Genomic DNA, 22,122 nt, shown 5'->3' with positions numbered 1-22,122 from the left:
CCGTTGGTGATGCACACAAATGCACACAAGCCCTGTGCGCCCCTGTCGAATTGTGACGCCCTGTTTTGGGCAAAAATGACACGCAGGGATAGTTTCCAACATTGAGGTTGATTCACCTGCACACCTTGCCATATCCGAATGTTTCAAGGAGCCGATCATGCACATCATGCGTCAAAACCTCAGCCAGTGTTCAGCCATTGCCCTGCGCAAAGGCTTGTTCGGCTATGGCCAGCCAAATATTGCGCAAACGCGGCTGCTTGAAAGGTTATCGATCGGGTAAATCAATCCGACATGACAACCGACGCAAGCCGCTTCACCCCGAAGCGGCTTCTTTATTTTCTGGAGAAGGACAATGAAAATCGAAATTCAAACCCTGGACGATGTGCTGCCCCATATCTCGTATGATGACGGGATCGTGGTGTCGGAACGCGCGGATTACACCATGGTCGACTATGTGTTCGTCACCGACAACACATCCGCCAACCCGATCGCCCAGCAATGCCGTGGTTTGAAATTCGGCGGCGATGAGCGACTGATCGCGCGGCCTTTCCACAAGTTCTTCAATATCGGGGAACGGGAACAGCCGAATCAGGTCGACTGGACGCGGCCGCATGTGATCATGGACAAACTCGACGGGTCCATGATCCATCCGGCGATCATCAAAGATGAGATGGTGTTCATGACCCGGATGGGGATCACCGATCAGGCGCGGGCGGCGCTTGCCGTGGCCTCTGACGGGGTGAAACGGCTGTCGGCTGACGCGATGGCGGCAGGTCAGACCCCGATTTTCGAGTTCACCGGGCCCGACAACCGGGTTGTCGTCGAATACGCGGAGACGGCGATCACGCTGCTTGCCGTGCGGGACATCATCAGCGGGGCTTACCTGAGCCACGCCGATCTTGTCGCGCTTGCAGGTCGGTATGGCGTGCCAGTGGCCGCCACATTCGGGCAGGTCACCGATGCCAACGCCTTTGTCCTGCAAGGGCGGGCGCTGCGGGATGTCGAAGGCTATGTCGTCGCCTTCGAGGACGGGCACCGGCTGAAACTCAAGGCCGACGCCTATGCCCTGCGGCACAAGGCGCTGGCCGGTGTCAGTTTGGAGAAAAACGTACTGGCCTGGATCGTCGAAGGCGCGGTCGATGACGTGCTGCCGCTGCTGCATGATGACGTAGCCGACCGGGTGCGAACCTATCAGTCGCAGCTGATGGCAAAGGTCAACGGACACGTGGCCGACCTGACGGATTTTGCCGACGGGTTCGACATGTCGGACCGGCGGACATACGCGATGGCGGTCAAGGACAAGATCGACCGGCGGCTGCAACCCGCAGCCTTTGCCCTTGCCGACGGGCGTGACGCGCGGGCAGCCGTTCTCAAGCTGCTCAAATGGGCCTCCGGGTCCGAAAACCGGGTGCACGAGGTGCGTGACCTGTTCGATCTGGACTGGAAGGGGTCGGACCTTGTGATGCGGGACATTTGAGACACCCATGCCCGGGAAACCGGGCATGGTTTTTTTGCCGTTGGCCAGATATTCGTCAAACTCGCACAATTTGATTGGAGTTTCTGCAGGTCATGAACGACACCGACTTATTCCTCGTTCCCGTCCAAGATACCGCAAACCTTGCCGTTCGCATTGCGGCGGAAGCGCAAGACGGAGAACTTGGTGAGACGGCGGAGAAGGCCTATCAGGCTGAATTCGACCGCTTGCAGCAGGCGACTGGCCTGACCGTCGCAGAGCTTGATGACTTGGGCGCACCTAAAACGGCGATCGGGCGCCTGTTTGAGCGTGTTCAGGACTGGTGGTGGGACAAAACGAGCGGCTTCAGAGACGATGCGCAGGCCGCACTGGAGGCAGCCTTTTCGTTCCCGGTTCCGCTTCTCCGCACATATCCGCTTCAGGATACGCCGTTTGAATATGACGAAGTAGATAGGCAGATGGCTGAGGCAACAGCCCAGATCACCGCCGCAATTTCCCAGCGAACGGCGTGGGAGCCAATGTCTTTCACCGCGCCCGAACCTGATGACGATGTATTTGATCCCGTCACGCAAATTCTCACTGTCTGGAAGATGCCAAACACAACCTCAATTCTGGTGCTGATCGATCAATTCGAAGAAGACCCGAAGCTGATGGGGCATACTCTGGGCATAGTTCATTTGGTCGGAACACCCGCCCAAAGCCTCGCAGCGCTTTTACGATGATCCATACCCATACACGCCATAATAAGTTGCAACACTTTCTTGTTGGTCTCTAACTTGGCCGTGATCTGCGGGAATAAACCACCCTCGCCGGACGTATCCCATGTACAATCCACATGAAAGGAACGTCCCATGTCCCGCCTCTTCGCTTTCCTCCTGTTTCTGATCCCGATCGCCAGTGCGGCAGCGCCGACGCCTTATGCGCTGCAAGCCGAAAGATCCGAAGTCGGGTTCATCTATTCGCTCAGCGGCGCCCAGAACCGTGGCTCCATGCCCGTGCGACAGGCCAGCATCCTCATCGATTTCGACCAGTTCAGTAACTCGTCCGTTGATGTCACCGTCGATGTCAGCCGCGCCCGCACTGGGCTGATCTTTGCGACTGAGGCGCTGAAAGGGGCCTCTGTCCTGAATGCCGGCGCCCACCCGACGATCCGCTTTCGCTCGACCGCGATCCGCGCCAATGACCCACGCAACCTGTCGGCCGGCGGCAAGATCGAGGGCATGCTGACCATCCGCGGTGTCACCCGCCCCGTCACCCTGAACGCGGCCGTGTTCCGGCAAGCTGGTACGGCGGCAAACGACCTGAGCCAGCTTAGCTTTCGGATCAGCGGTGCCGTCAGCCGGTCGGCTTTTGGTGCGACGGGATACAGCGATCTGGTGGCCGACCAGATCACCCTGGATATCGCCGCGCGGGTGGCGCAAAGCCGGTAAATCCGCCGACCACCTTGCACATGCGCGATCCATAACGCATTTATCGCCTGAGATTAAAATGGATCGCACATGGCACTACCCGTCGGACAACAAGCAAAATACTGGGGGATCGCGATCGCGATCTTCGTCGTCATTTTGTGGTTTCTGGGCGATGTGATCCTGCCATTCGTACTGGGCGGCGCGATTGCCTATTGCCTTGATCCCATCGCGGACCGTCTGGAAAAGGCCGGATGCAGCCGGGCCGTGGCGGTCTCGATCATCACGCTGGTGGCGATCTTGATCTTTGTGCTGTTGATCCTGCTGGTCATTCCGACCCTCGTCGAACAGACTTCACAACTGATCAACACCGCGCCCGAATTGTTCCAACGTCTGCAGGGCTTCCTGACAGAACGGTTCCCTTCGCTAGTCGATGAACAAAGCACGATCCGCCAACAGTTGCTGAAAATCGGCGAAACGATCCAGTCGAAAGGGGCCGAGTTCGTCAATGGCGTCCTCAGTTCCGCCCTTGGCCTGATCAACGTCGTGATCCTGCTGGTCGTCGTGCCGGTCGTTGCCTTCTACCTGCTTTTGGACTGGGACAACATGACCGCGAAGATCGACGAATTACTGCCCCGCGATCACGCCCCAACCGTCCGGCAGATCGCCAAGGATATCGACAACACCCTCGCCTCTTTCATCCGTGGCCAGGGCACCGTATGCTTGATCCTTGGCACCTACTACGCCATCGCCCTGATGATCGCCGGACTGAATTTCGGGCTGGTCGTCGGCTTTGTTGCCGGGCTGATTTCCTTTATCCCGTACGTGGGCGCGCTGGTCGGCGGGGTGCTCGCCATCGGCCTGGCCATCTTTCAGTTCTGGGGAGAATGGTTCTCGATCGGCATCGTTGCCGCGATCTTCGCCCTTGGCCAGTTCTTCGAAGGCAACATCCTGACCCCGAAGCTCGTTGGCAGTTCGGTGGGGCTGCATCCGGTCTGGCTGATCTTTGCGCTTTCCGTCTTCGGGTCGCTTTTCGGTTTTGTCGGCATGCTCGTCGCTGTCCCCGTCGCCGCCATGCTTGGGGTCATCGCCCGCTACGGGATCGACCGCTATAAGGAAAGCCGCCTTTACCGCGGGCTTTCGACAGACGACTGATATGGCAAGGCAACTTTCCTTTGACTGGCCGACAGGTGTCGCGCTGGGTCCGGATGATTTCTTTGTGGCCGAACCCAATGCGCAGGCCTTTGCCATGTTGGAAGCGCCCGAAAGCTGGCCCGACCGAAAGCTGGTGATCACCGGCCCGGATGGCTGCGGGAAAAGCCATCTGGCGCGGATATTCCAGAACCGCACAGGCGGCGATTTGCTGGACGCCAGCGCGTTGCAAGACACGATGCCACGGGCCTCTACGATCATCGTCGAAGACATGGAAACGCTGCCTGCCGCGTCGGAAGAGGCGATGTTCCACCTTCACAATCACCTGCATAACACCGACGGTACATTGCTGATGACCGCGGCAACACCGCCCAGCCGGTGGCCTATCGCCCTGCCCGACCTTGCCAGCCGGATGCAGGCCACGACCATTGCACAGATCAGCAACCCCGATGATGCGCTGTTGCAGGCCCTGATCATGAAGCTGTTCGCCGACCGGCAGATTTCGCCACAGCCGGATCTGGCCCGTTATCTTGCCACACGGATCGAACGATCCTACGCGGCTGCTGCCGATATCGTACAGCGGCTGGATGAACAGGCTCTCGCGCGTGGGCGCAAGCTGAACAAACGGCTGGCGGCCGAGTTGCTGGACAACCCCAGCTAAGCCCGCGATACTTGTCATCAGACTGCAACACTTGTGGCAGACAAGGCCCCATGACCAAAGCGAATTTCCTCGAAGGCGACTATCCCGCCGCGACCCCTCTTGATATCGATCCGACGACGCCGGATCGGTTCGTGAACCGTGAAATCAGCTGGCTTGGCTTTAACTGGCGTGTGTTGGAAGAGGCCGAGAACCCGCGGGTACCGCTGTTGGAGCGGCTGCGGTTCCTGTCGATTTCGGCGACGAACCTGGATGAATTCTACACCGTGCGCGTCGCCGGTCTGCGCGAATTGGTGCACGAAGGTAACGCCACGCCGGGTCTGGATGGGCGCACGCCCGCCGAACAGCTTGCGCTGATCGACGAAGATGCAAGGCGGTTGGTCAGTCGCCAACAAGAGGTCTTCAGCACGTTGCAGGCCGAGATGGCCGCGCAGGACATCCATATCCTGACGCGCAACAAGCTGACGAAGGACGATATCAAATATCTTGAGGATGTGTTCATCGAACAGGTCTTTCCGGTCTTGTCGCCGCTTGCCATCGACCCCGCGCACCCGTTCCCGTTTCTGCCAAACGAAGGTTTCGCGCTCGCCCTGCAACTCGAACGGCCCAGTGACAAGCGACAGTTGCGTTCACTGTTGCCTGTCCCCGCCCAGATCGACCGTTTCGTGCCGCTGCCGGCGGATACCGGCAATCGCTTTCTGCCGCTGGAAGAATTGCTTTTGCTGCATATCGGGCGCCTGTTCCCGGGCTATGAGATCAAGGGCCATTGCGCCTTCAAGGTCCTGCGCGACAGCGACCTGGAACTGGAAGACGAAGCCGAAGACCTTGTGCGCGAATTCGAAGTCGCTTTGAAACGCCGCCGCCGGGGCGAAGTTGTCCGGCTCAAAATGTCCGAAGGCGCGCCCGGCGCGCTCAAATCGCTGATCATGTCCGAACTGCATGTCGGCGACGAAACGGTGATCGAGGTCGACGGGCTGATCGGCATCAGCAGCCTGAGCGAACTTGTCCTCGACAACCGACCCGACCTGCTTTGGCCCGCGTTCAGCCCCCGTGTGCCCGAGCGGGTGCAGGACCACGACGGCGACATGTTCGCCGCGATCCGGCAAAAAGACATGCTGCTGCACCACCCCTACGAGACGTTCGATATGGTCGTGCGGTTTCTCAAACAGGCGGCGCGTGATCCGAACGTGGTGGCGATCAAACAGACACTTTACCGGACCTCCAAGAAATCCCCGATCGTCGAGGCATTGTGCGAGGCCGCCGAGGACGGCAAATCCGTCACGGCGCTGGTCGAACTCAAAGCCCGTTTCGACGAGGCGGCGAATATCCGGCAGTCGCGCCGATTGGAACGGGCGGGCGCGCATGTCGTCTATGGTTTCCTGCAATACAAGACCCACGCCAAGATCAGCACGGTCGTGCGGCGTGAGGGCAAAAAGCTGGTCACCTATACCCATTTCGGCACCGGCAATTACCATCCGATCACCGCCAAGATTTACACCGACCTCAGCCTGTTCACCTGCGACGACAAGCTGGGCCAGGACGCAACGAAGGTGTTCAACTATATTTCGGGCTATGCACAGCCCGAAAACCTCAAAAGTCTGGCAATATCGCCTCTGACGCTCAAGCAGTCTCTGCTGGATCAGATCGCGGCAGAAGCGGACAACGCCAAGGCTGGCAAACCCGCCGTGATCTGGGCCAAGATGAATTCGCTGATCGAAAGCGATGTGATCGACGCGCTTTATGCGGCGTCTCAGGCCGGTGTGAAGATCAGCCTTGTCGTGCGCGGTATCTGCGGTCTGCGGCCGGGTGTGAAGGGGCTGTCCGAAAACATCCGGGTCAAGTCCATCGTCGGTCGTTTCCTTGAACATTCGCGCATTGTCTGTTTCGGCAATGGCCATGCGCTGCCCAGCAAGAAGGCCAAGGTGTATATCAGTTCCGCCGACTGGATGGGAAGAAACCTGAACCGGCGGATCGAAACGCTCGTCGAAATCAAGAACGCCACCGTCAAGGCACAGATCGTCAGTCAGATCATGGCCGCCAACATGGCCGACATGGCGCAAAGCTGGGTCATGTCACCCGAAGGCAGCTTTACCCGCGCGACCATCGACGAGGGTGAATTCGCGTTCAACTGTCACCGGTTCTTTATGGAAAACCCGTCGCTGTCGGGCCGCGGATCGGCGGGCGCGTCGGATGTGCCGCGCCTGACCCATACGGATGACTAACGGAATCCGTCCGCGTTTCCGGTGCGTCGAAAATCGGCAAAGCCCATGTATCGCACCGATTTGCGGTCTCTGAAGTGCGTGTCAGCGGCAGACATCGCAGTCAGCAGCTGGGCCATGTCCTTGTACGCGATCCCGCCACTCATATTGCCTCCCGTCGTCGTCGCGCGCACGATCCGGTCATAGATCGAACCGTTGAATTTATAGTGGCGCAGGGGCAGCAGATACTTGGCAGACATCTTCAAACTGACCCCATGCGCGCTGTCGAACAGATGGCCCGCGGCCCAACGCAGCATGACCGGCTTGCGGATCGCGTTGTAGGACGGCGCCGGCAGGCGCAACGCGCGTTTGACGTTCCATTGGAAGTTAGAGGTTTTTCGGTTCAGACCGAACCTGTGCAACAACCGCGCGCGCCGGGATATACCCGCGTGGGCTTTCCGAACCGATGCACCCAAAGGTGTCGCCGGCCGTCGAAATACCAGTCCCGGTCCAGATCGATCATATCATCAGCGCGCATCGCATCCAGGTCATCCGGTGTGGGCGGATACATATCCAGCATGATCGACCAAAGCGCGCGCGTGTCGGCGCATTCCAGAAGGTGCGCGAAATCCTGAACGGGCATCCCATCGGGCAGATCAAGGAATTCATCCGCATCCAGATGCAATGACCAGGTATCCAGCCCGTATTTCTCCAAAAGAAACATACGCCAGATCAGTGCCAAACGCCGATGTCGCAAACCAAGCGCCACCGCATCCTCGGGCGTGATCTGATCGCCGTAGCGGTGCGCGCTATGCAACACCATCACATCCTGCGGGTCGGCCAAAAATGCGCCGGTGCCATCGGTGGATCAATCATTGAGCAGAACAAAACGTTCCACACCCAAACGGCGGTAATGATCAAGGAACGCAGGCAGAAAGTGCATTTCGTCATACACCAGCCCCGACAACGTGGACCCCGAGGAATTCCGTCAGATCCCGCCCCGCCACTGTCAGATCGTCATATTTTTTCAGCGCGGGACGCATCAAGGTTCCTCCGGGATGCGAAAACGCCTAACCTGTTGTCAGAATTGGGCTTGGTTGGCCAGCGTCACACCATTAGGGGCATTGGCGGGGCACATCCACCAAGGTATGGTCTGCAAGATGGGGCGGCGAAGATCATGAACCAACAGCCGGATATAGAGAACGTCGATTGGGGTCCTTTTGGACGACCGCTGTTCCGCGATGCGGCCGCGCGGGGCCTCGATCGTGTGGGGGTGATCGACGTCGGCTCGAACTCCGTTCGTCTCGTCGTGTTTGACGGCGCCGCCCGATCACCGGCCTATTTCTACAACGAAAAGATCATGTGTGCGCTCGGCGCGGGTCTTTCGGAAACGGGGCATTTGAACCCCGAAGGCCGGATGCGGGCCCTGCGGGCGATCGCGCGGTTTGCGGCCTTGGCCGAGGGGATGGGCATCACGCCGCTGACCGCCGTCGCCACTGCCGCGGTCCGCGAGGCAAGCGACGGCAACGATTTCCGGGATGAGGTTCTGCGCGAAACCGGCATCAAGCTGTGGGTCATCGACGGCAAGGAAGAGGCGCGGCTTTCGGCCCAGGGTGTGTTGCTGGGGTGGCCGGGCAGTTACGGGCTGGTCTGCGATATCGGAGGGTCATCGATGGAATTGGCCGATCTGGCCGAGGGTCGCGTGGGGCGGCGGGTTACCTCTGCTCTGGGGCCGCTCAAACTGCGCGGGATCAAGGGCGGCAAGAAGGCCGTCAAAGCCTATGTGCGCGAAACGATGGCGAAGCTGCATGACGACATGGGCAACACGACCGGTATGCGACTGTTCCTTGTCGGCGGGTCATGGCGGGCCATCGCACGGATCGACATGGAGCGGAGGGGTTATCCGCTGACCGTGTTGCACGAATATCGGATGACATCCCGCCGGATCGGCAACACTGCCGACTACATCCGGAAATCCGACCTGCAAGAACTGCGGGCGCGCTGCAACATCTCGGACAGCCGCATGCAACTGGTCCCCCTTGCCGCCATCGTGTTGAAAGAGCTCATGCGGCAGTTCAAACCGAAAGATGTGGCCGTGTCGTCCTACGGTATCCGCGAAGGTATGCTATTTGAGCAGATGCCGCGCGAACTGCGCGACCGTGATCCGTTGATCGAAGCGTGCCGCTTTGTCGAGGCCAAGGATGCCCGACTGCCCGGTTTTGGACGTGTATTGTATGATTTCGTCAAACCGCTCTTTCCCCGCGCGAACTGGCAACGCAAGCGGATCATCAAGGCGGCATGCCTTTTGCATGATGTCAGCTGGCGCGCGCATCCTGACTATCGGGCCGAAGTGACGTTCGATAACGCCACCCGCGCCAATCTGGGCGGATTGAAACACTACGAACGGGTCCTGCTTGGGTTCGCGCTGATGAACCGCTACACCAGCAAGATCGACAGCACACGTTATGCCGATCTGCTGGCCATGCTGAATGAAAGTCAGATCAAAGAGGCCGAAATCCTTGGTCGCGCAATGCGGCTGGGGGCGATGCTGTGGGTCAACGCCGACGAACCGCCCGGCGACCTGAAGTGGAGCCCGAAATCCAAAACCTTGACGCTTACCCTGACAGAACGGGCCCGCCCGCTTTTCGGCGAAGTGGCCGAAAGCCGCTTCGGCAATCTGGCTGGCGCGCTTGAGGCCGAGGCGATCGTGAAGTTCAAGAAACCGGTCAACGCCTGATGTTTCACAAGGTCGACAGGTTATTTTTATCGATGTACCCGCTGATCATCTTCGCTCTTTGCGTCGGTGCCGCCTGCGGTCTTCTTTTCGTGATCATGGGGCTTGGCACATATTTGGACATGATCGACCCGGGCCCTGATTTCCGCGCTATCGATCCGTGGACCATTACTTTGGGCGGTGTCGCCACCATCGCAGGCGCATTCATGGGTGCGCTGAAATTTCGCGCGAAACGACGTGAAACGCTGGCGCGCGTCAAGGCCGCCGAGGCTCGCCGCTAAGTCGAAAGATCGCCATACGCAAATCCGACGCTTTGCCGACAGCAAAATTCTGACCTCAAAGCTCGATTTCGCTGTTTTCCTCCTCTGGCATCCACAAAGGCGCACCGGGTTTCCGCCGGATGATGATATCACCGTTCGGCAGGAATTCCGGCGTTTCGTAGTTCTGGAAATCATCAACCTGCGCCAGAAATTCCGCGAAGGCAGGCCCCATATCGCGCAGAAACGCGCCCATCTCGGGTGCCATCTCTTCCAGCGTGCCGCGCAGTTCAGATATGGCCGGTTCCATCTCGGACATGAGGCCGCGCATCAGTAACCGCATGCCCTCTTCCATCAGATCGAAGCCTTCTTCGACCTCGCCATCCTGCGCCGTGGCAGGGCTGACGCTTAGGCCAAGGGCCAGTGTCAGTGCGGCTATGTGTTTCATGATGTCATTGTACCAAATCCGCCCGCCCCACTCAAATCACAAGGCGATGTCCAGCACGACGGGAAAGTGATCCGAGGCCGTCAACAGCGCATCGCGCAAAGCCGGGTTTTCATAGCATTCCGGGTGATCGAATGGATGCCAGATTTGCCATTGCGGGTTCTTCGCCCGCAGACCGGGCGACACCATGACATAGTCCAACAGCGCTTGCAGGTAAGGCTGACCTTTCCGCCGAAACCGCGCCGTCGTGGGCATCGCCCCCAAACGACGGCTCAGCGCCATTCGCGCATGTGGGTCATACATCCGCGTCGCAGTTCCTTCGCCCAACACGATCTCGACGCCGGACCGCCCGAACAGCTTTTCGTATTCGTCCAGCCCCGGACCATCGTTGAAATCACCCATGACGATCAGGTCATCACCTGCATCCAGATGCGCCTGCACGCGCTTGCGCAACCAGATGCACTGGGCGAGGTGCTTGCGCCGGTTGGCGATCGCGATCCGTGTTGCCTCGTCCTCATCCCGCGCACCGTGGGGTGCCTTGGATTTGGCGTGCACACCGATCATCCGCAGCGGGCCCGACGGCGTCGTCAGCGCGATTTCCAGCGGCGGTTTGGACCAGCGTACCGGATCGGGTGCGGCATCCACGTCCAAATCCATGCGAAATGTGCCGTCGAAACGGGGCACTGTGTCCTCTTGCGGATCATGCACCGCCTGCATTTTGGCTGGATCATACAGAAGCGCAATTTCCTGCTGCGTATCATTGGCAAAACCAATCAACGGCTCGCTGGCGCGCAGCGCAAACCGCTTGGCAAATGAATCCAGCGCATTGACGGTCGACCGATGGCGGCTCGTATCGGGTGCCTCGATGATCATCACGGCATCCGCGTCCATCGCCTGAAACACATCACCAAGCGCCGCGATCTGCTGCGCGCGGGTCACGTCCCAGCGCGACGACCACTCTCCATCGTCCAGCAAGGCTCCAACATCATCGAACAGGCTGTTGAACCATTCGACATTGTAGGTGGCGAACCTCACCCGCGGGCGCCCTGAATCTGTTCCCACGCGCGATTGATGGCGACCATCCGCTTTTCCGCCAGCTTGATCGCCTCTTCCGGCACGCCGCGGGCCATCATCTGATCGGGATGGGTTTCGCGCACCAGCTTGCGCCAGGCCGATCGCACCTCATCCATCGGCGCATCCGGATCGACGCGCAAAACATCGTAAGGATCACCCTCTGCGTCGGGCACGAATTGCGCACGAATGCTGCGAAAGCGTCGCTCATTGAACCCAAAGATGTCAGCGACTTCACGCAGGAAAGCATCCTCTTTCGGGTGATAAATCCCGTCCGCCATCGCGATGTGAAACAACCCCTCCAAAAGGTCACAAAGCGGGGCATCGTCGTCTGTATACATTGCCTTGATCCGGCGCGCGTAGGTTTCGAACCCCGCCACATCCTGCCGTGCGAGGTTAAAGACACGGGCCGCGTTTTCTTCTTCCGTCGCAGGAATCACAAAGACCTCGCGAAAGGCGATCACCTCATCGCGGGTGACGATCCCATCCGCCTTGGCCATCTTTGCACCAAGCGCGATGACCGCGATGGTAAACGCGACGGTCCGGTCCGGTGGCGTCCGCAGTTTTTCGAACACCGTCGAAAGGCCCTCGCCTGCGGCCAAGGCCGACAAAGCCTCTGAAATGCGTGTCCAGATCGACATGCGATCCTCTCGAACGACCGAATAACCGGGGGTATCTGACCCGAGCCGACGGGGAAGTACAACCGGTTATCAGCGCAGCGTGACCGGCCCTGAAGCCGTTTCAATGACCGCCTCGAATTCAAACGGCCCAGTGGCGAAAGCCACCCGCGCGTCATCGATCGCTACCAGCCCCGGCAAGTCGGGATCGGGATGAAAGATCGTCAACTGCGTCAGACGAGCTCCACTATCAGGCAGGCTTTCCGCTGGCGTTACCATGCCTTCGCCCCATTGGATCAACGTCGGAAAAGCCCCGCCATAAGGCAGGCTGCCATCATCGGGCACGGTAATCTGCCAACGCAGATCACCCCGGCTTAGCGCACGCGGCGGCCCGGCAATCGGATCAAAATGATCGGTCCGGCAAATCCAGTTCGCCAAACGCGGCGGCCCTGTAAAGCGATCCAGATTGAACCACCGCGGCCCGTCATAGGGCGCTGCATCCGGGTCGGGGGCAATCACCTCGAGATAAATGTCGCCCATCCCCAACAGCGCATTGTGCGTCCCGTACAGCACATGCTTGCCGCCAGGTTGCATCGCGACGCCAAGCCGCTCCTTGACCCAGGCAATGCCCTCGGCCAAGTCAGTGCAGGCCACTGCCAAGTGGTCGAGCCCAAACCTCACCCCCGCGCAGCCCGGATCAACCCCAGAATATCCTCCGCCGCTTTCGGAATATTCGTCCCGGGCCCAAAGATCGCCTTGACCCCGTTGTCATAGAGAAACTGGTAATCCTGCTGCGGGATCACGCCGCCGCAGATCACGATGATGTCCTCCGCATCAGCGTCCTTCAGCGCCTGCACCAACTTGGGCGCGAGCGTCTTGTGACCTGCCGCCTGTGAACTGATCCCGATCACATGAACATCGTTGTCGATCGCATCCTGTGCTGCCTCATCCGGGGTCTGGAACAACGGCCCGACATCGACGTCAAACCCGATATCGGCAAATGCGGTCGCAATCACCTTCGCCCCGCGATCATGTCCATCCTGCCCCATCTTGACGACCAGCATCCGGGGACGGCGCCCTTCCTCCTCTGCAAAGGCCTCGACGCTGGACTGGATCTGCGCAAAGCCTTCGTCGCCCTCGTAAGCCGCGCCGTAGACGCCCGCCAACGTCTTCACCTCGGCGCGGTGCCGTCCGAATGCCTTTTCCATCGCCATGCTGATCTCTCCTACCGTCGCCCGTTGGCGCGCCGCCGCGACCGCTGCCTCCAGCAAATTGCCGCCCTCATTGGCGCGCTTCGTCACCTCATCCAAGGCCGCATCACACGCGGCCTGATCGCGGTCTGCCTTAGTTTTTTCGATCCGCCGGATCTGCGCCTCGCGCACCGCGTCATTATCGATATCAAGGATATCGATGGGGTCCTCGTTATCCTTGCGGTACTTGTTGACCCCCACGATGACCTCGGTCCCGCGGTCGATATCGGCCTGACGGCGGGCGGCAGTCTCTTCAATCCGCAGCTTCGGCATGCCAGAGGCGACCGCCTTGGTCATCCCGCCCATCATCTCGACCTCCTCGATCAGCACCCACGCCTTTTCGGCGAGTTCATGGGTCAGGCTTTCGACGTAATATGAGCCCGCCAGCGGATCGACGACATTCGTAATTCCCGTCTCTTCCTGCAGGATCAGCTGCGTATTGCGGGCAATCCGCGCACTGAATTCGGTCGGCAATGCAATCGCCTCGTCCAGCGCATTTGTATGCAGCGACTGCGTCCCCCCCAATGCCGCCGCCATGGCCTCGTAAGCGGTGCGGACGACATTGTTATACGGGTCCTGCTCCTGCAGCGATACGCCAGAGGTTTGGCAATGGGTGCGCAGCATCGAGGACTTGGGATTCTTTGGTTCAAACTCCGCCATAATCCGGTGCCACAACAACCGCGCCGCGCGCAGCTTGGCCGCCTCCATGAAAAAGTTCATGCCGATGGCAAAAAAGAACGACAGGCGCCCGGCAAACCGGTCCACGTCCATACCCCGTTCAATCGCGGCACGGACATATTCGCGGCCATCTGCGAGCGTATAGGCCAGCTCTTGCACCAGGTTCGCCCCGGCCTCTTGCATATGATAGCCACTGATCGAAATCGAATTGAACTTTGGCATGTAATCCGCTGTATATTCGATGATATCTGCGACGATGCGCATCGACGGTTCGGGCGGATACACATAGGTATTGCGCACCATGAACTCTTTGAGAATGTCGTTCTGAATGGTCCCCGCCAGCAGGCTCTTGTCGTGCCCCTGCTCCTCACCCGCAACGATGAAATTGGCGAGGATCGGGATCACCGCGCCATTCATCGTCATCGAGACAGATACCCTGTCCAGCGGAATGCCATCGAAGAGGATCTTCATATCCTCGACGCTATCGATCGCCACGCCAGCCTTGCCCACGTCGCCCTCCACTCGCGGATGGTCGCTGTCATAACCCCGATGCGTCGCCAGATCGAAGGCGACCGAGACACCCTGCTGGCCCGCCGCCAACGCCTTGCGATAGAATGCGTTCGATTCTTCCGCCGTCGAAAACCCCGCATATTGCCGGATCGTCCAGGGGCGGCCCGCATACATCGTAGCCTTGACCCCGCGCGTGAACGGCGCGGCCCCCGGCACCCCGCCCATATGCGGCAGATCAGCGGTATCCTCTGCCGTGTAAAGCGGCTTGACCTTGATGCCTTCCAGCGTGTCCCAGCCCAACGCATTCAGCGGCTTACCCCGCAGCTCGGCAGTGGCAGTTTCTTCCCAAGTTTTCCTGTCGCTCATGCCGGTCTCCTGCTGGGTGACACAATTTTGTTTGCCCCAAATCGCCATAGGGTCTTAGCTTTTCGCAAAGCGGCCTCTATATCTCTGATCATGAACAGTTTCACGTCCATCAGCCGGGCTGCCATCGCAGCCCTTTTTGTCGCCAGCGCCGCCCTCGCGGAAAGCGCGAATGTACTTGAGCACTGGGAAACCGACCGGGCACAGATATTCGACGCGCAGGACGTGTCGCTGGACGAATTGGAATGGATCGCACGGCCGCTTGTCGTGTTCGCAGACACGCCCAACGATCCGCGCTTCCAGCAGCAAATGGATCTGATCGCAATCGATATCGAGGAACTGGCGCTGCGCGACGTCATCGTCATCACCGACACCGACCCCGGGGCCCGATCCGACATCCGGCTGGAACTGCGCCCGCGCGGATACATGATGGCGCTGCTGTCCAAGGACGGTCGGGTCGCATTTCGCAAGCCAACACCCTGGAACGTGCGCGAAATCTCACGCTCCATCGACAAGATGCCCCTGCGCCAACAAGAGATCGAGGATCGGCGTCTGTTAGGGCGATAGGCCAACTATTCGAACTCCATGATCACGTCATCCACGGCAAGGCTGTCGCCTGCATCTGCGTTGACCTTTTTGACGATGCCTTTGCGTTCGGCGCGCAGGATGTTTTCCATCTTCATCGCCTCGACGGTGCAAAGGGCCTGACCTTCCTGCACCTCGTCACCCTCGGCCACATCGACCTTTACGATCAGACCAGGCATTGGGCAAAGCAGTTGCTTTGACGTATCGGGCGGCAGCTTTTCGGGCATCAGCGCGGCCAATTCCGCCTGTCGCGGAGTGCGCACATGCACTTTCACATCCGCACCGCGGTAACGCACACGGAACCCGCCAGAGATCTTGCCGACCTTCAGTACCAGCGGCGCGCCATCAACGGTCAGCCGGGCCAACGGCTGTCCTGGTGTCCAGCCGCTTTCCACCCGCATGGTCCGCTCGCCGATAGTGACATTCGCGCCCGCCTTATCGGCATCGATAACGACGTCATGCCCGATGCCCTGCAGGCTGACCACCCAATCCGCACCCACATGACGTTCGTGATTGTCCATTCGGCCAGAAATCCGGCTGCGGCGGATTTCGCCGACGCGATGCATCGCCGCACAAGCCGCCGCGATGCGGGCACATGTGTCGTCATCCAGCGTCACGCCTTCGAACCCGTCGGGATATTCTTCGGCGATAAAGGCGGTCGTCATGTTTCCGGACGTGAATTTGTCGTGGTCATAGACGGCGGCGAGAAACGGCAGGTTATGCCCGATCCCTTCGACCTCGAACCCATCCAGAGCCAGACGCATTTCCTCAATCGCGCCCGCCCGATCTGGTGCCCAGGTGCAGAGCTTTGCGATCATCGGGTCGTAATACATGCTGATCTCGCCGCCTTCATAGACGCCGGTATCGTTGCGCACGCAATGGGTTTCCCAATGGCCCTCTTCCGGCGGGCGGTAACGGGTCAGACGGCCGATCGACGGCAGGAAGTTGCGATATGGATCCTCGGCATACAGACGGCTTTCCATCGCCCAGCCGTTGATTTTCAGGTCGTCCTGCTTGAACGGTAGCTTTTCACCCGCAGCCACGCGGATCATCTGTTCGACCAGATCGACGCCGGTGATCAATTCGGTGACAGGGTGTTCCACCTGCAGACGGGTGTTCATTTCGAGGAAATAGAAATTGCGGTCGCCATCCACGATGAACTCAACCGTGCCCGCGCTGGTATACCCGACCGCCTGCGCCAGCGCGACGGATTGCTCACCCATCGCCTTGCGCGTCGCCTCATCCAGAAACGGCGATGGCGCCTCTTCAATCACCTTCTGGTTTCGGCGCTGGATCGAGCATTCGCGTTCATGCAAGTAAACCGCGTTGCCATGGCTATCGCACAGCACCTGAATTTCGATATGGCGCGGCTGGGTGACGAATTTCTCGATGAAGATGCGGTCGTCCCCAAACGAATTGGCCGCCTCGTTCTTCGACGATTGAAAGCCCTCGCGCGCCTCATCATCATTCCACGCGATGCGCATCCCCTTACCGCCGCCGCCAGCCGATGCCTTGATCATCACCGGATAGCCGACATCGTTGGAAATCTTCACCGCTTCATCAGCATCCTCGATCAGGCCCATATAGCCCGGCACGGTCGATACATTCGCATCCTGGGCGATCTTCTTGGATGTGATCTTGTCACCCATCGCCTCAATGGCACCCTTGGGCGGGCCGATGAAGGCCACGCCAGCCGCCTCAAGCGCCTCGGCGAATTTTGGGTTCTCGGACAGGAACCCATAGCCGGGATGCACGGCCTCGGCGCCGGTTTGTTTGATCGCATCCATCACTTTGTCGATGACGATGTAGGACTGGTTCGCAGGGGGCGGGCCGATATGCACCGCCTCGTCCGCCATTTTTACATGCAGCGCGTTGCGATCCGCGTCAGAGTAAATCGCAACCGTCTGGATCCCCATCTTGCGGGCGGTCTTGATGACACGGCAGGCGATTTCACCGCGGTTGGCGATCAGTATTTTCTTGAACATTTGGCTCCGTCCCCAAAAACAAAACCGCCACCAGGGAATATCCCCGATGGCGGTTTCAGATTGTGTGCGCCCTTGCGGGCACCGTTTTTAACGTGCTGGGCGGCAGACGCCTGCGTCATCACACAGCACGCCGATGGCAGCACCGGCCAGGGCCGTGCCGGTTGGATCCGTGCCCAGCACTTCCGCGCCGACCAGACCGGCACCAGCGCCAGCGACGCCACGCTCCACATCTGTGTCCAAACAACCAGCAAGACCAAAAGTGGCCACCGCAGCGATAATGATCGATTTCTTTTGCATCGTTCTTTGCCTAACCTTGTTTTGTTGACAGCCATAGAATTGGGGCTGACTGATCCGCACTCAATAGGCGTTGGGCGATGATATCCAATATCAAACGGTTTTTCGCCGAAGAATGAGCGGAAAATGGAAACCGGTCCGCTTGTGGTGAAAGCGGACCGGTCAGGGGAAGGGTAACGGTGTTGACAATTTGCAACGGCGCGCTTGCTGGGCCACGACGTTACAATAACACCTGAGCGCAGACCGGAAACGATTGCAAACAAACAGGATTTATCACCCCAAGAATGAGCGATTTCCCGCTTAGATTGCATCGGTAGATGCGTAATCTCGCGAATAATCAGCATTATGACCCCTCGATATCGGGAAAGCCGACGCGCATCACATCCACATCGATCCGTAACAATGCGTCATAACTCGTGGGGTCGAAAGGGTCTTCTGCAGGGATCACCTCCCGCCCAAAAAGCCAGCTTAGCCGCCCGGCATCCAGATTCCCGCGTGAAAACGGGGCATCGCCGAACTGATCCCACAGCGCCTGCATGAACCCCGCATCTGCACGACGATCCGCAGGGCGGCGGTCGGCATAGCGTTCACGCGCGACCAATGCTGTCGCGCCATCCTTGTTCGCCCGACGAATGGTGAATTGAAAATCCGTACCCGGAAGGCGCCCGGGAAAGCCGCGATGCTTTTCCATCTCAGCCACCGCCCCTGAAAGACGGGGTATCGCGGACGAACCCGTCGGTCCGCCCGCAAACATGTCTAAAGTCTAACGATACCCTTTCACCGGTCGAGGTCCTGTACGACCTGGTCGGACGTAACCGGCAAGGACGCGCGATCGTTGCTACCCGACACGGCGACCAACGCCATGAGCGCGGCCACTGCGAATGCGATAAGTCCCTGTACCATGTATCTTGCCTGCCTCCTTGGGCGCAGGTCGGACCGGTGTCATCGGCCTCGACCCACAAGGGTGCGATATCGTTATCACGCACATATACAGTAGCAAAAACTCCTTTGTTCTCATACGCACCAAGGCCGAAGGCCAAGCGATGTGACGTAGGGGCATCATGGGCAAGAACATGCTGACCCCCACGCACAATATTTCGGCAGCCGGCCCAGGCGCCTACTACATCAAGTGGTTCCAGAGCGCACAAAGCCCCCAAAGATTTCCTGTCATTTCCGGCGTGATTCTGCCAAACGCACGATTTTGCTGCCCGGCCTAGTTGTCGCGCAAGGCGGCGATCAGATCGTCTTTGTTCATGCGCGCGCGCCCATCGATGTCCAGCTCTTGCGCGCGCCGATACAGGTCGTCCTTGGTCCATTCTTCGTATGGCGGCGCCTTGCCGCCCTTCTTCGACGGGTTCTGATCCGCGCTTGCCTGCGCGTTGGCGATCCGCGCCGCCTTTTCTTTCGATGCGCCGTCCTCGCGCAGCGCCTGATAGGTATCGTCGTCCTTGATACTGGGTCCGTGATCCTTGGCCATGACGTCCTCCTTTAAAAAGTAACATCGTGGACAGCGATCCCGTTCCCGGATCAGAGCGGAATATTGTCATGCTTCTTCCACGGATTTTGCGACTGCTTCCCCCGCAGCGCCGCGAAGGCGCGGCAAACCCGTTTGCGGGTCGAATGCGGCATGATCACTTCGTCGATAAAGCCACGCTCGGCCGCGACGAACGGATTGGCGAAACGGTCTTCGTAATCTTTGGTATGCCCCGCGATCTTGTCCGGATCACCGAGGTCCGCGCGATGGATAATCTCCGTCGCGCCCTTGGCCCCCATCACCGCGATCTCGGCGGTCGGCCAGGCATAGTTGACATCCGCCTGCATATGTTTCGACGCCATCACCACATAGGCCCCGCCATAGGCCTTGCGGGTGATCACCGTGACCTTCGGCACGGTCGCCTCACCGTAGGCGTAAAGCAGTTTGGCCCCATGCTTGATCACGCCGCCATATTCCTGGCTGGTCCCGGGCAGAAAGCCGGGCACATCGACCAGCGACAGGATCGGAATGTCGAACGCATCGCAGAACCGCACGAACCGGGCGGCCTTGCGGGAAGAGTCGATATCCAGACACCCCGCCAACACCATCGGCTGGTTCGCCACGACGCCAACAGTGCTGCCCTCGAGCCGGATAAAGCCGGTCAGGATATTCTTCGCGAATTCCTCCTGAATCTCATAAAAATCACCCTCATCTGCGATCTTCAGGATCAGCTCTTTCATATCGTAGGGCGTGTTCGGATTGTCGGGAACGAGGGTATCCAGACTGTCTTCGATCCGGTTCACGTCATCAAAGAACGGACGCACGGGGGGTTTTTCGCGGTTATGCAGCGGCAGGAAGTCAATCAACCGCCGCACCTCGGCCAGCGCCTCCACATCGTTTTCGAACGCAGCATCGGCGACTGATGATTTCTTCGTATGGGTCGACGCCCCGCCCAATTCCTCAGCTGACACAACCTCGTTCGTGACGGTCTTTACCACGTCGGGGCCGGTCACGAACATGTAACTGGAATCCTTCACCATAAAGATAAAGTCGGTCATTGCAGGACTATAAACCGCACCACCGGCACATGGCCCGGTGATCACACTGATCTGCGGCACGACACCAGAGGCCATGATGTTGCGCTGGAACACGTCACCGTAGGCGGCAAGACTGGCGACACCTTCCTGAATGCGGGCACCGCCTGAATCGTTGATGCCAATCACAGGTGCACCGTTCTGTACCGCCATATCCATGATCTTGCAGATCTTCTGGCCGTGCGTTTCCGACACGGATCCGCCCATGACGGTAAAATCCTGGCTGAAGACATAGACCATCCGGCCATTGATCGTGCCCCAACCGGTCACCACACCATCACCTGCGGGACGCTCTTTCTCCATCCCGAAATCGGTGCAGCGGTGGGCGACGAACATGTCGTATTCTTCGAACGATCCCTCATCCAACAACAGGTCAATCCGCTCGCGCGCAGTCAGCTTGCCTTTTGCATGCTGCGCGTCGATCCGGCGCTGACCGCCACCCAACCGCGCCGCATCCCGCCGCGTTTCCAGCTCTTGCAAAACATCCATGTGCTGACCTCCCGTGGTGCTCTCTTTCGGATAACGGGCGGACGACCGGATCAAAAGACCATTTCGGAATATTTGCAAATATTGATGTTATCAGAATTAAATTTCTGCAAATCAGCAAATCTGACCACAGTAGTGGACATGCCCAAAGGGCGCCCTTAAGTCTGGCCAATGACCGCAATGCCCCTCATCCGCTTTCTGGATCGGACAACCCCGCCGCACATTCTGACGTTGATCCTCATCACCGGCATGTCGGCGCTGAACATGTCGATTTTCCTGCCTTCGCTGGCAACGATGACCGACTATTTCCAGACAGATTACGCGATCATGCAGATTTCTTTGTCGGGTTATCTGGCCGCAACAGCCGTGCTGCAAATCTTCATCGGCCCGATTTCCGACCGGTTCGGTCGACGCAAGATGGTGCTGGGTTCGCTCATCCTCTTCGTCTTCGCGACGATCGGCACCTACTACGCCCAAACCATCGAAACCTTCCTTTTCTTCCGCATCATGCAGGCCGCCGTCGCCACGTCCATGGCACTCAGCCGCGCCATCGTCCGCGATATGGTCCCGCAGGCCGAAGCAGCGTCAATGATCGGCTATGTCACCATGGGCATGGCCATCGTGCCCATGGTCGGCCCGATGATCGGCGGCGCGCTGGATCAGGCCTTCGGCTGGCAGGCAACGTTCATCTTCCTCGCAATCATGGGGCTTTCGGTGCTGACGCTTTGCTATTTCGACTTGGGCGAGACGGTCAAGCAAGGCGGCGTCAGCTTCGCCGATCAGGTGAAGGGCTATCCCGAACTGATCCGCTCACCCCGTTTCTGGGGCTATGTCCTGTGTTCGGCCTTCTCGTCGGGTGCCTTCTTCGCGCTGCTGGGCGGCGCGTCCTTCATCGCCGACGGCATCTACGGTCTCTCTCCACTCTGGAGCGGTATCGCCCTTGGCGCGCCTGCCATCGGCTATGCCCTCGGCAACTTCCTCTCCGGGCGCTTCTCAGTGCAGATGGGGATCAACTGGATGGCCGCTGCGGGTGCGCTTGTCACGATCACCGGTATGGGGTTGTCACTGACGCTGACCCTCCTCGGGGTTGATCACCCGCTGAACTTCTTCGGCTTCTGCGTGTTCCTGGGCATCGGCAACGGAATGACATTGCCAAATGTCATGGCGGGCTCCATCTCCGTTCGCCCGCACCTCGCTGGCACGGCCAGCGGGCTTGGCGGCGCGTTCATGATCGGCGGCGGGGCGGCACTATCGCAATTCGCGGGCGGCCTGCTAACCGTCGAGACGGGCACGCTGCCCTTGCAGGTCGTCATGCTGACGGTCTCGATACTTGCCCTCATGTCGATCATCTTTGTCGTCTGGCGGGAAAAGCGGATCGCTTGACGCGGGCT

At 59.3% G+C, this 22,122-nt stretch carries 23 protein-coding genes and 1 pseudogene; 11 read left to right on the top strand and 13 right to left on the bottom strand.

What is annotated here, in order from left to right:
* The first annotated feature begins 157 nt into the window (after positions 1 to 157).
* From V8J85_RS00940 to V8J85_RS00910, 7 genes are all read left to right on the top strand, one after another.
* Positions 158 to 280, top strand: a complete 123-nt coding sequence (locus V8J85_RS00940) for a hypothetical protein (RefSeq protein WP_339951306.1) — start codon at positions 158 to 160, stop codon at positions 278 to 280.
* A gap of 72 nt (positions 281 to 352) precedes the next feature.
* Positions 353 to 1,477, top strand: coding sequence for an RNA ligase (locus tag V8J85_RS00935; RefSeq protein WP_339951304.1), 1,125 nt, complete (start codon positions 353 to 355; stop codon positions 1,475 to 1,477).
* A 92-nt stretch (positions 1,478 to 1,569) separates the two neighbouring features.
* Complete coding sequence (locus tag V8J85_RS00930) at positions 1,570 to 2,196, top strand: hypothetical protein (RefSeq protein ID WP_339951302.1); 627 nt, start codon at positions 1,570 to 1,572, stop codon at positions 2,194 to 2,196.
* Positions 2,197 to 2,325: 129 nt separating this feature from the next.
* Positions 2,326 to 2,904 (top strand): YceI family protein, encoded by a 579-nt coding sequence (locus tag V8J85_RS00925; protein ID WP_339951300.1) that lies wholly within the window; start codon positions 2,326 to 2,328, stop codon positions 2,902 to 2,904.
* A 69-nt stretch (positions 2,905 to 2,973) separates the two neighbouring features.
* Positions 2,974 to 4,035 (top strand): AI-2E family transporter, encoded by a 1,062-nt coding sequence (locus V8J85_RS00920; protein WP_339951298.1) that lies wholly within the window; start codon positions 2,974 to 2,976, stop codon positions 4,033 to 4,035.
* A gap of 1 nt (position 4,036) precedes the next feature.
* The gene (locus V8J85_RS00915; RefSeq protein ID WP_339951296.1) at positions 4,037 to 4,693 is read left to right on the top strand and encodes a DnaA ATPase domain-containing protein; all 657 of its coding nucleotides are present in this window, start codon (positions 4,037 to 4,039) and stop codon (positions 4,691 to 4,693) included.
* Positions 4,694 to 4,743: 50 nt separating this feature from the next.
* On the top strand, positions 4,744 to 6,912 hold the full coding sequence (locus V8J85_RS00910) for an RNA degradosome polyphosphate kinase (RefSeq protein WP_339951294.1): 2,169 nt from the start codon (positions 4,744 to 4,746) through the stop codon (positions 6,910 to 6,912).
* On the opposite strand, the gene V8J85_RS00905 is transcribed toward V8J85_RS00910, so the two are convergent.
* Both V8J85_RS00905 and V8J85_RS00900 read right to left on the bottom strand, forming a co-directional pair.
* The gene (locus V8J85_RS00905) at positions 6,909 to 7,250 is read right to left on the bottom strand and encodes a hypothetical protein (protein WP_339951292.1); all 342 of its coding nucleotides are present in this window, start codon (positions 7,248 to 7,250) and stop codon (positions 6,909 to 6,911) included. The genes V8J85_RS00910 and V8J85_RS00905 overlap by 4 nt on opposite strands.
* A 41-nt stretch (positions 7,251 to 7,291) precedes the next feature.
* Positions 7,292 to 7,744 (bottom strand): annotated as a pseudogene (locus V8J85_RS00900) (glycosyltransferase family 2 protein); the annotation flags it as partial.
* A 321-nt stretch (positions 7,745 to 8,065) separates the two neighbouring features.
* Here V8J85_RS00900 and V8J85_RS00895 point away from each other — a divergent pair.
* Both V8J85_RS00895 and V8J85_RS00890 read left to right on the top strand, forming a co-directional pair.
* Positions 8,066 to 9,625, top strand: a complete 1,560-nt coding sequence (locus V8J85_RS00895) for a Ppx/GppA family phosphatase (RefSeq protein ID WP_339951290.1) — start codon at positions 8,066 to 8,068, stop codon at positions 9,623 to 9,625.
* A 32-nt stretch (positions 9,626 to 9,657) separates the two neighbouring features.
* The gene (locus V8J85_RS00890; RefSeq protein WP_339951288.1) at positions 9,658 to 9,903 is read left to right on the top strand and encodes a hypothetical protein; all 246 of its coding nucleotides are present in this window, start codon (positions 9,658 to 9,660) and stop codon (positions 9,901 to 9,903) included.
* A gap of 55 nt (positions 9,904 to 9,958) precedes the next feature.
* Here the strand turns inward: V8J85_RS00890 and V8J85_RS00885 are convergent, their stop codons facing one another.
* The 5 genes from V8J85_RS00885 to scpA all read right to left on the bottom strand — a co-directional run bounded on the left by V8J85_RS00885 (position 9,959) and on the right by scpA (position 14,816).
* Positions 9,959 to 10,327 (bottom strand): AAA+ family ATPase, encoded by a 369-nt coding sequence (locus V8J85_RS00885; RefSeq protein WP_339951286.1) that lies wholly within the window; start codon positions 10,325 to 10,327, stop codon positions 9,959 to 9,961.
* 36 nt (positions 10,328 to 10,363) lie between these two features.
* The gene (locus tag V8J85_RS00880; RefSeq protein ID WP_339951284.1) at positions 10,364 to 11,359 is read right to left on the bottom strand and encodes an endonuclease/exonuclease/phosphatase family protein; all 996 of its coding nucleotides are present in this window, start codon (positions 11,357 to 11,359) and stop codon (positions 10,364 to 10,366) included.
* A complete protein-coding gene (locus tag V8J85_RS00875; RefSeq protein ID WP_339951282.1) occupies positions 11,356 to 12,036 on the bottom strand; it encodes a TerB family tellurite resistance protein in 681 nt (226 codons plus the stop codon). Before V8J85_RS00875 ends, V8J85_RS00880 begins: the two co-directional genes overlap by 4 nt.
* Positions 12,037 to 12,105: 69 nt before the next feature.
* Complete coding sequence (locus V8J85_RS00870) at positions 12,106 to 12,672, bottom strand: VOC family protein (protein ID WP_339951280.1); 567 nt, start codon at positions 12,670 to 12,672, stop codon at positions 12,106 to 12,108.
* Between the two features lie 17 nt (positions 12,673 to 12,689).
* Positions 12,690 to 14,816, bottom strand: coding sequence for a methylmalonyl-CoA mutase (gene scpA / locus V8J85_RS00865; RefSeq protein WP_339951278.1), 2,127 nt, complete (start codon positions 14,814 to 14,816; stop codon positions 12,690 to 12,692).
* Between the two features lie 90 nt (positions 14,817 to 14,906).
* Between scpA and V8J85_RS00860 the strand changes: the two genes are divergently transcribed.
* Positions 14,907 to 15,380, top strand: a complete 474-nt coding sequence (locus V8J85_RS00860; RefSeq protein ID WP_339951276.1) for a DUF4174 domain-containing protein — start codon at positions 14,907 to 14,909, stop codon at positions 15,378 to 15,380.
* 5 nt (positions 15,381 to 15,385) lie between these two features.
* Here V8J85_RS00860 and V8J85_RS00855 read toward each other — a convergent pair whose 3' ends face one another.
* From V8J85_RS00855 to V8J85_RS00830, 6 genes are all read right to left on the bottom strand, one after another.
* A complete protein-coding gene (locus tag V8J85_RS00855; protein ID WP_339951274.1) occupies positions 15,386 to 17,383 on the bottom strand; it encodes an acetyl/propionyl/methylcrotonyl-CoA carboxylase subunit alpha in 1,998 nt (665 codons plus the stop codon).
* A gap of 87 nt (positions 17,384 to 17,470) precedes the next feature.
* Positions 17,471 to 17,680, bottom strand: a complete 210-nt coding sequence (locus V8J85_RS00850; protein ID WP_339951272.1) for a hypothetical protein — start codon at positions 17,678 to 17,680, stop codon at positions 17,471 to 17,473.
* Between the two features lie 340 nt (positions 17,681 to 18,020).
* The gene (locus V8J85_RS00845) at positions 18,021 to 18,368 is read right to left on the bottom strand and encodes a hypothetical protein (RefSeq protein ID WP_339951270.1); all 348 of its coding nucleotides are present in this window, start codon (positions 18,366 to 18,368) and stop codon (positions 18,021 to 18,023) included.
* A gap of 86 nt (positions 18,369 to 18,454) precedes the next feature.
* Positions 18,455 to 18,580 carry a hypothetical protein gene (locus tag V8J85_RS00840; protein ID WP_339951268.1) on the bottom strand — a complete coding sequence of 42 codons (126 nt, stop codon included), beginning with the start codon at positions 18,578 to 18,580 and terminating at the stop codon, positions 18,455 to 18,457.
* Between the two features lie 310 nt (positions 18,581 to 18,890).
* Positions 18,891 to 19,154: a Rho termination factor N-terminal domain-containing protein gene (locus tag V8J85_RS00835; protein ID WP_339951266.1), complete on the bottom strand. Its 264-nt coding sequence runs from the start codon at positions 19,152 to 19,154 to the stop codon at positions 18,891 to 18,893.
* A 50-nt stretch (positions 19,155 to 19,204) separates the two neighbouring features.
* Positions 19,205 to 20,734, bottom strand: coding sequence for an acyl-CoA carboxylase subunit beta (locus V8J85_RS00830; RefSeq protein ID WP_339951264.1), 1,530 nt, complete (start codon positions 20,732 to 20,734; stop codon positions 19,205 to 19,207).
* A 168-nt stretch (positions 20,735 to 20,902) separates the two neighbouring features.
* Between V8J85_RS00830 and V8J85_RS00825 the strand changes: the two genes are divergently transcribed.
* Complete coding sequence (locus tag V8J85_RS00825) at positions 20,903 to 22,114, top strand: multidrug effflux MFS transporter (RefSeq protein WP_339951262.1); 1,212 nt, start codon at positions 20,903 to 20,905, stop codon at positions 22,112 to 22,114.
* Positions 22,115 to 22,122: the final 8 nt, after the last annotated feature.

Origin of the sequence: Yoonia sp. 2307UL14-13, assembly GCF_037572755.1 — a bacterium.
In the GTDB taxonomy this organism is placed as follows: domain Bacteria; phylum Pseudomonadota; class Alphaproteobacteria; order Rhodobacterales; family Rhodobacteraceae; genus Yoonia.
Note: the sequence above shows the minus strand (reverse complement) of the source record. Positions and strands in the feature narration are given on the sequence as shown.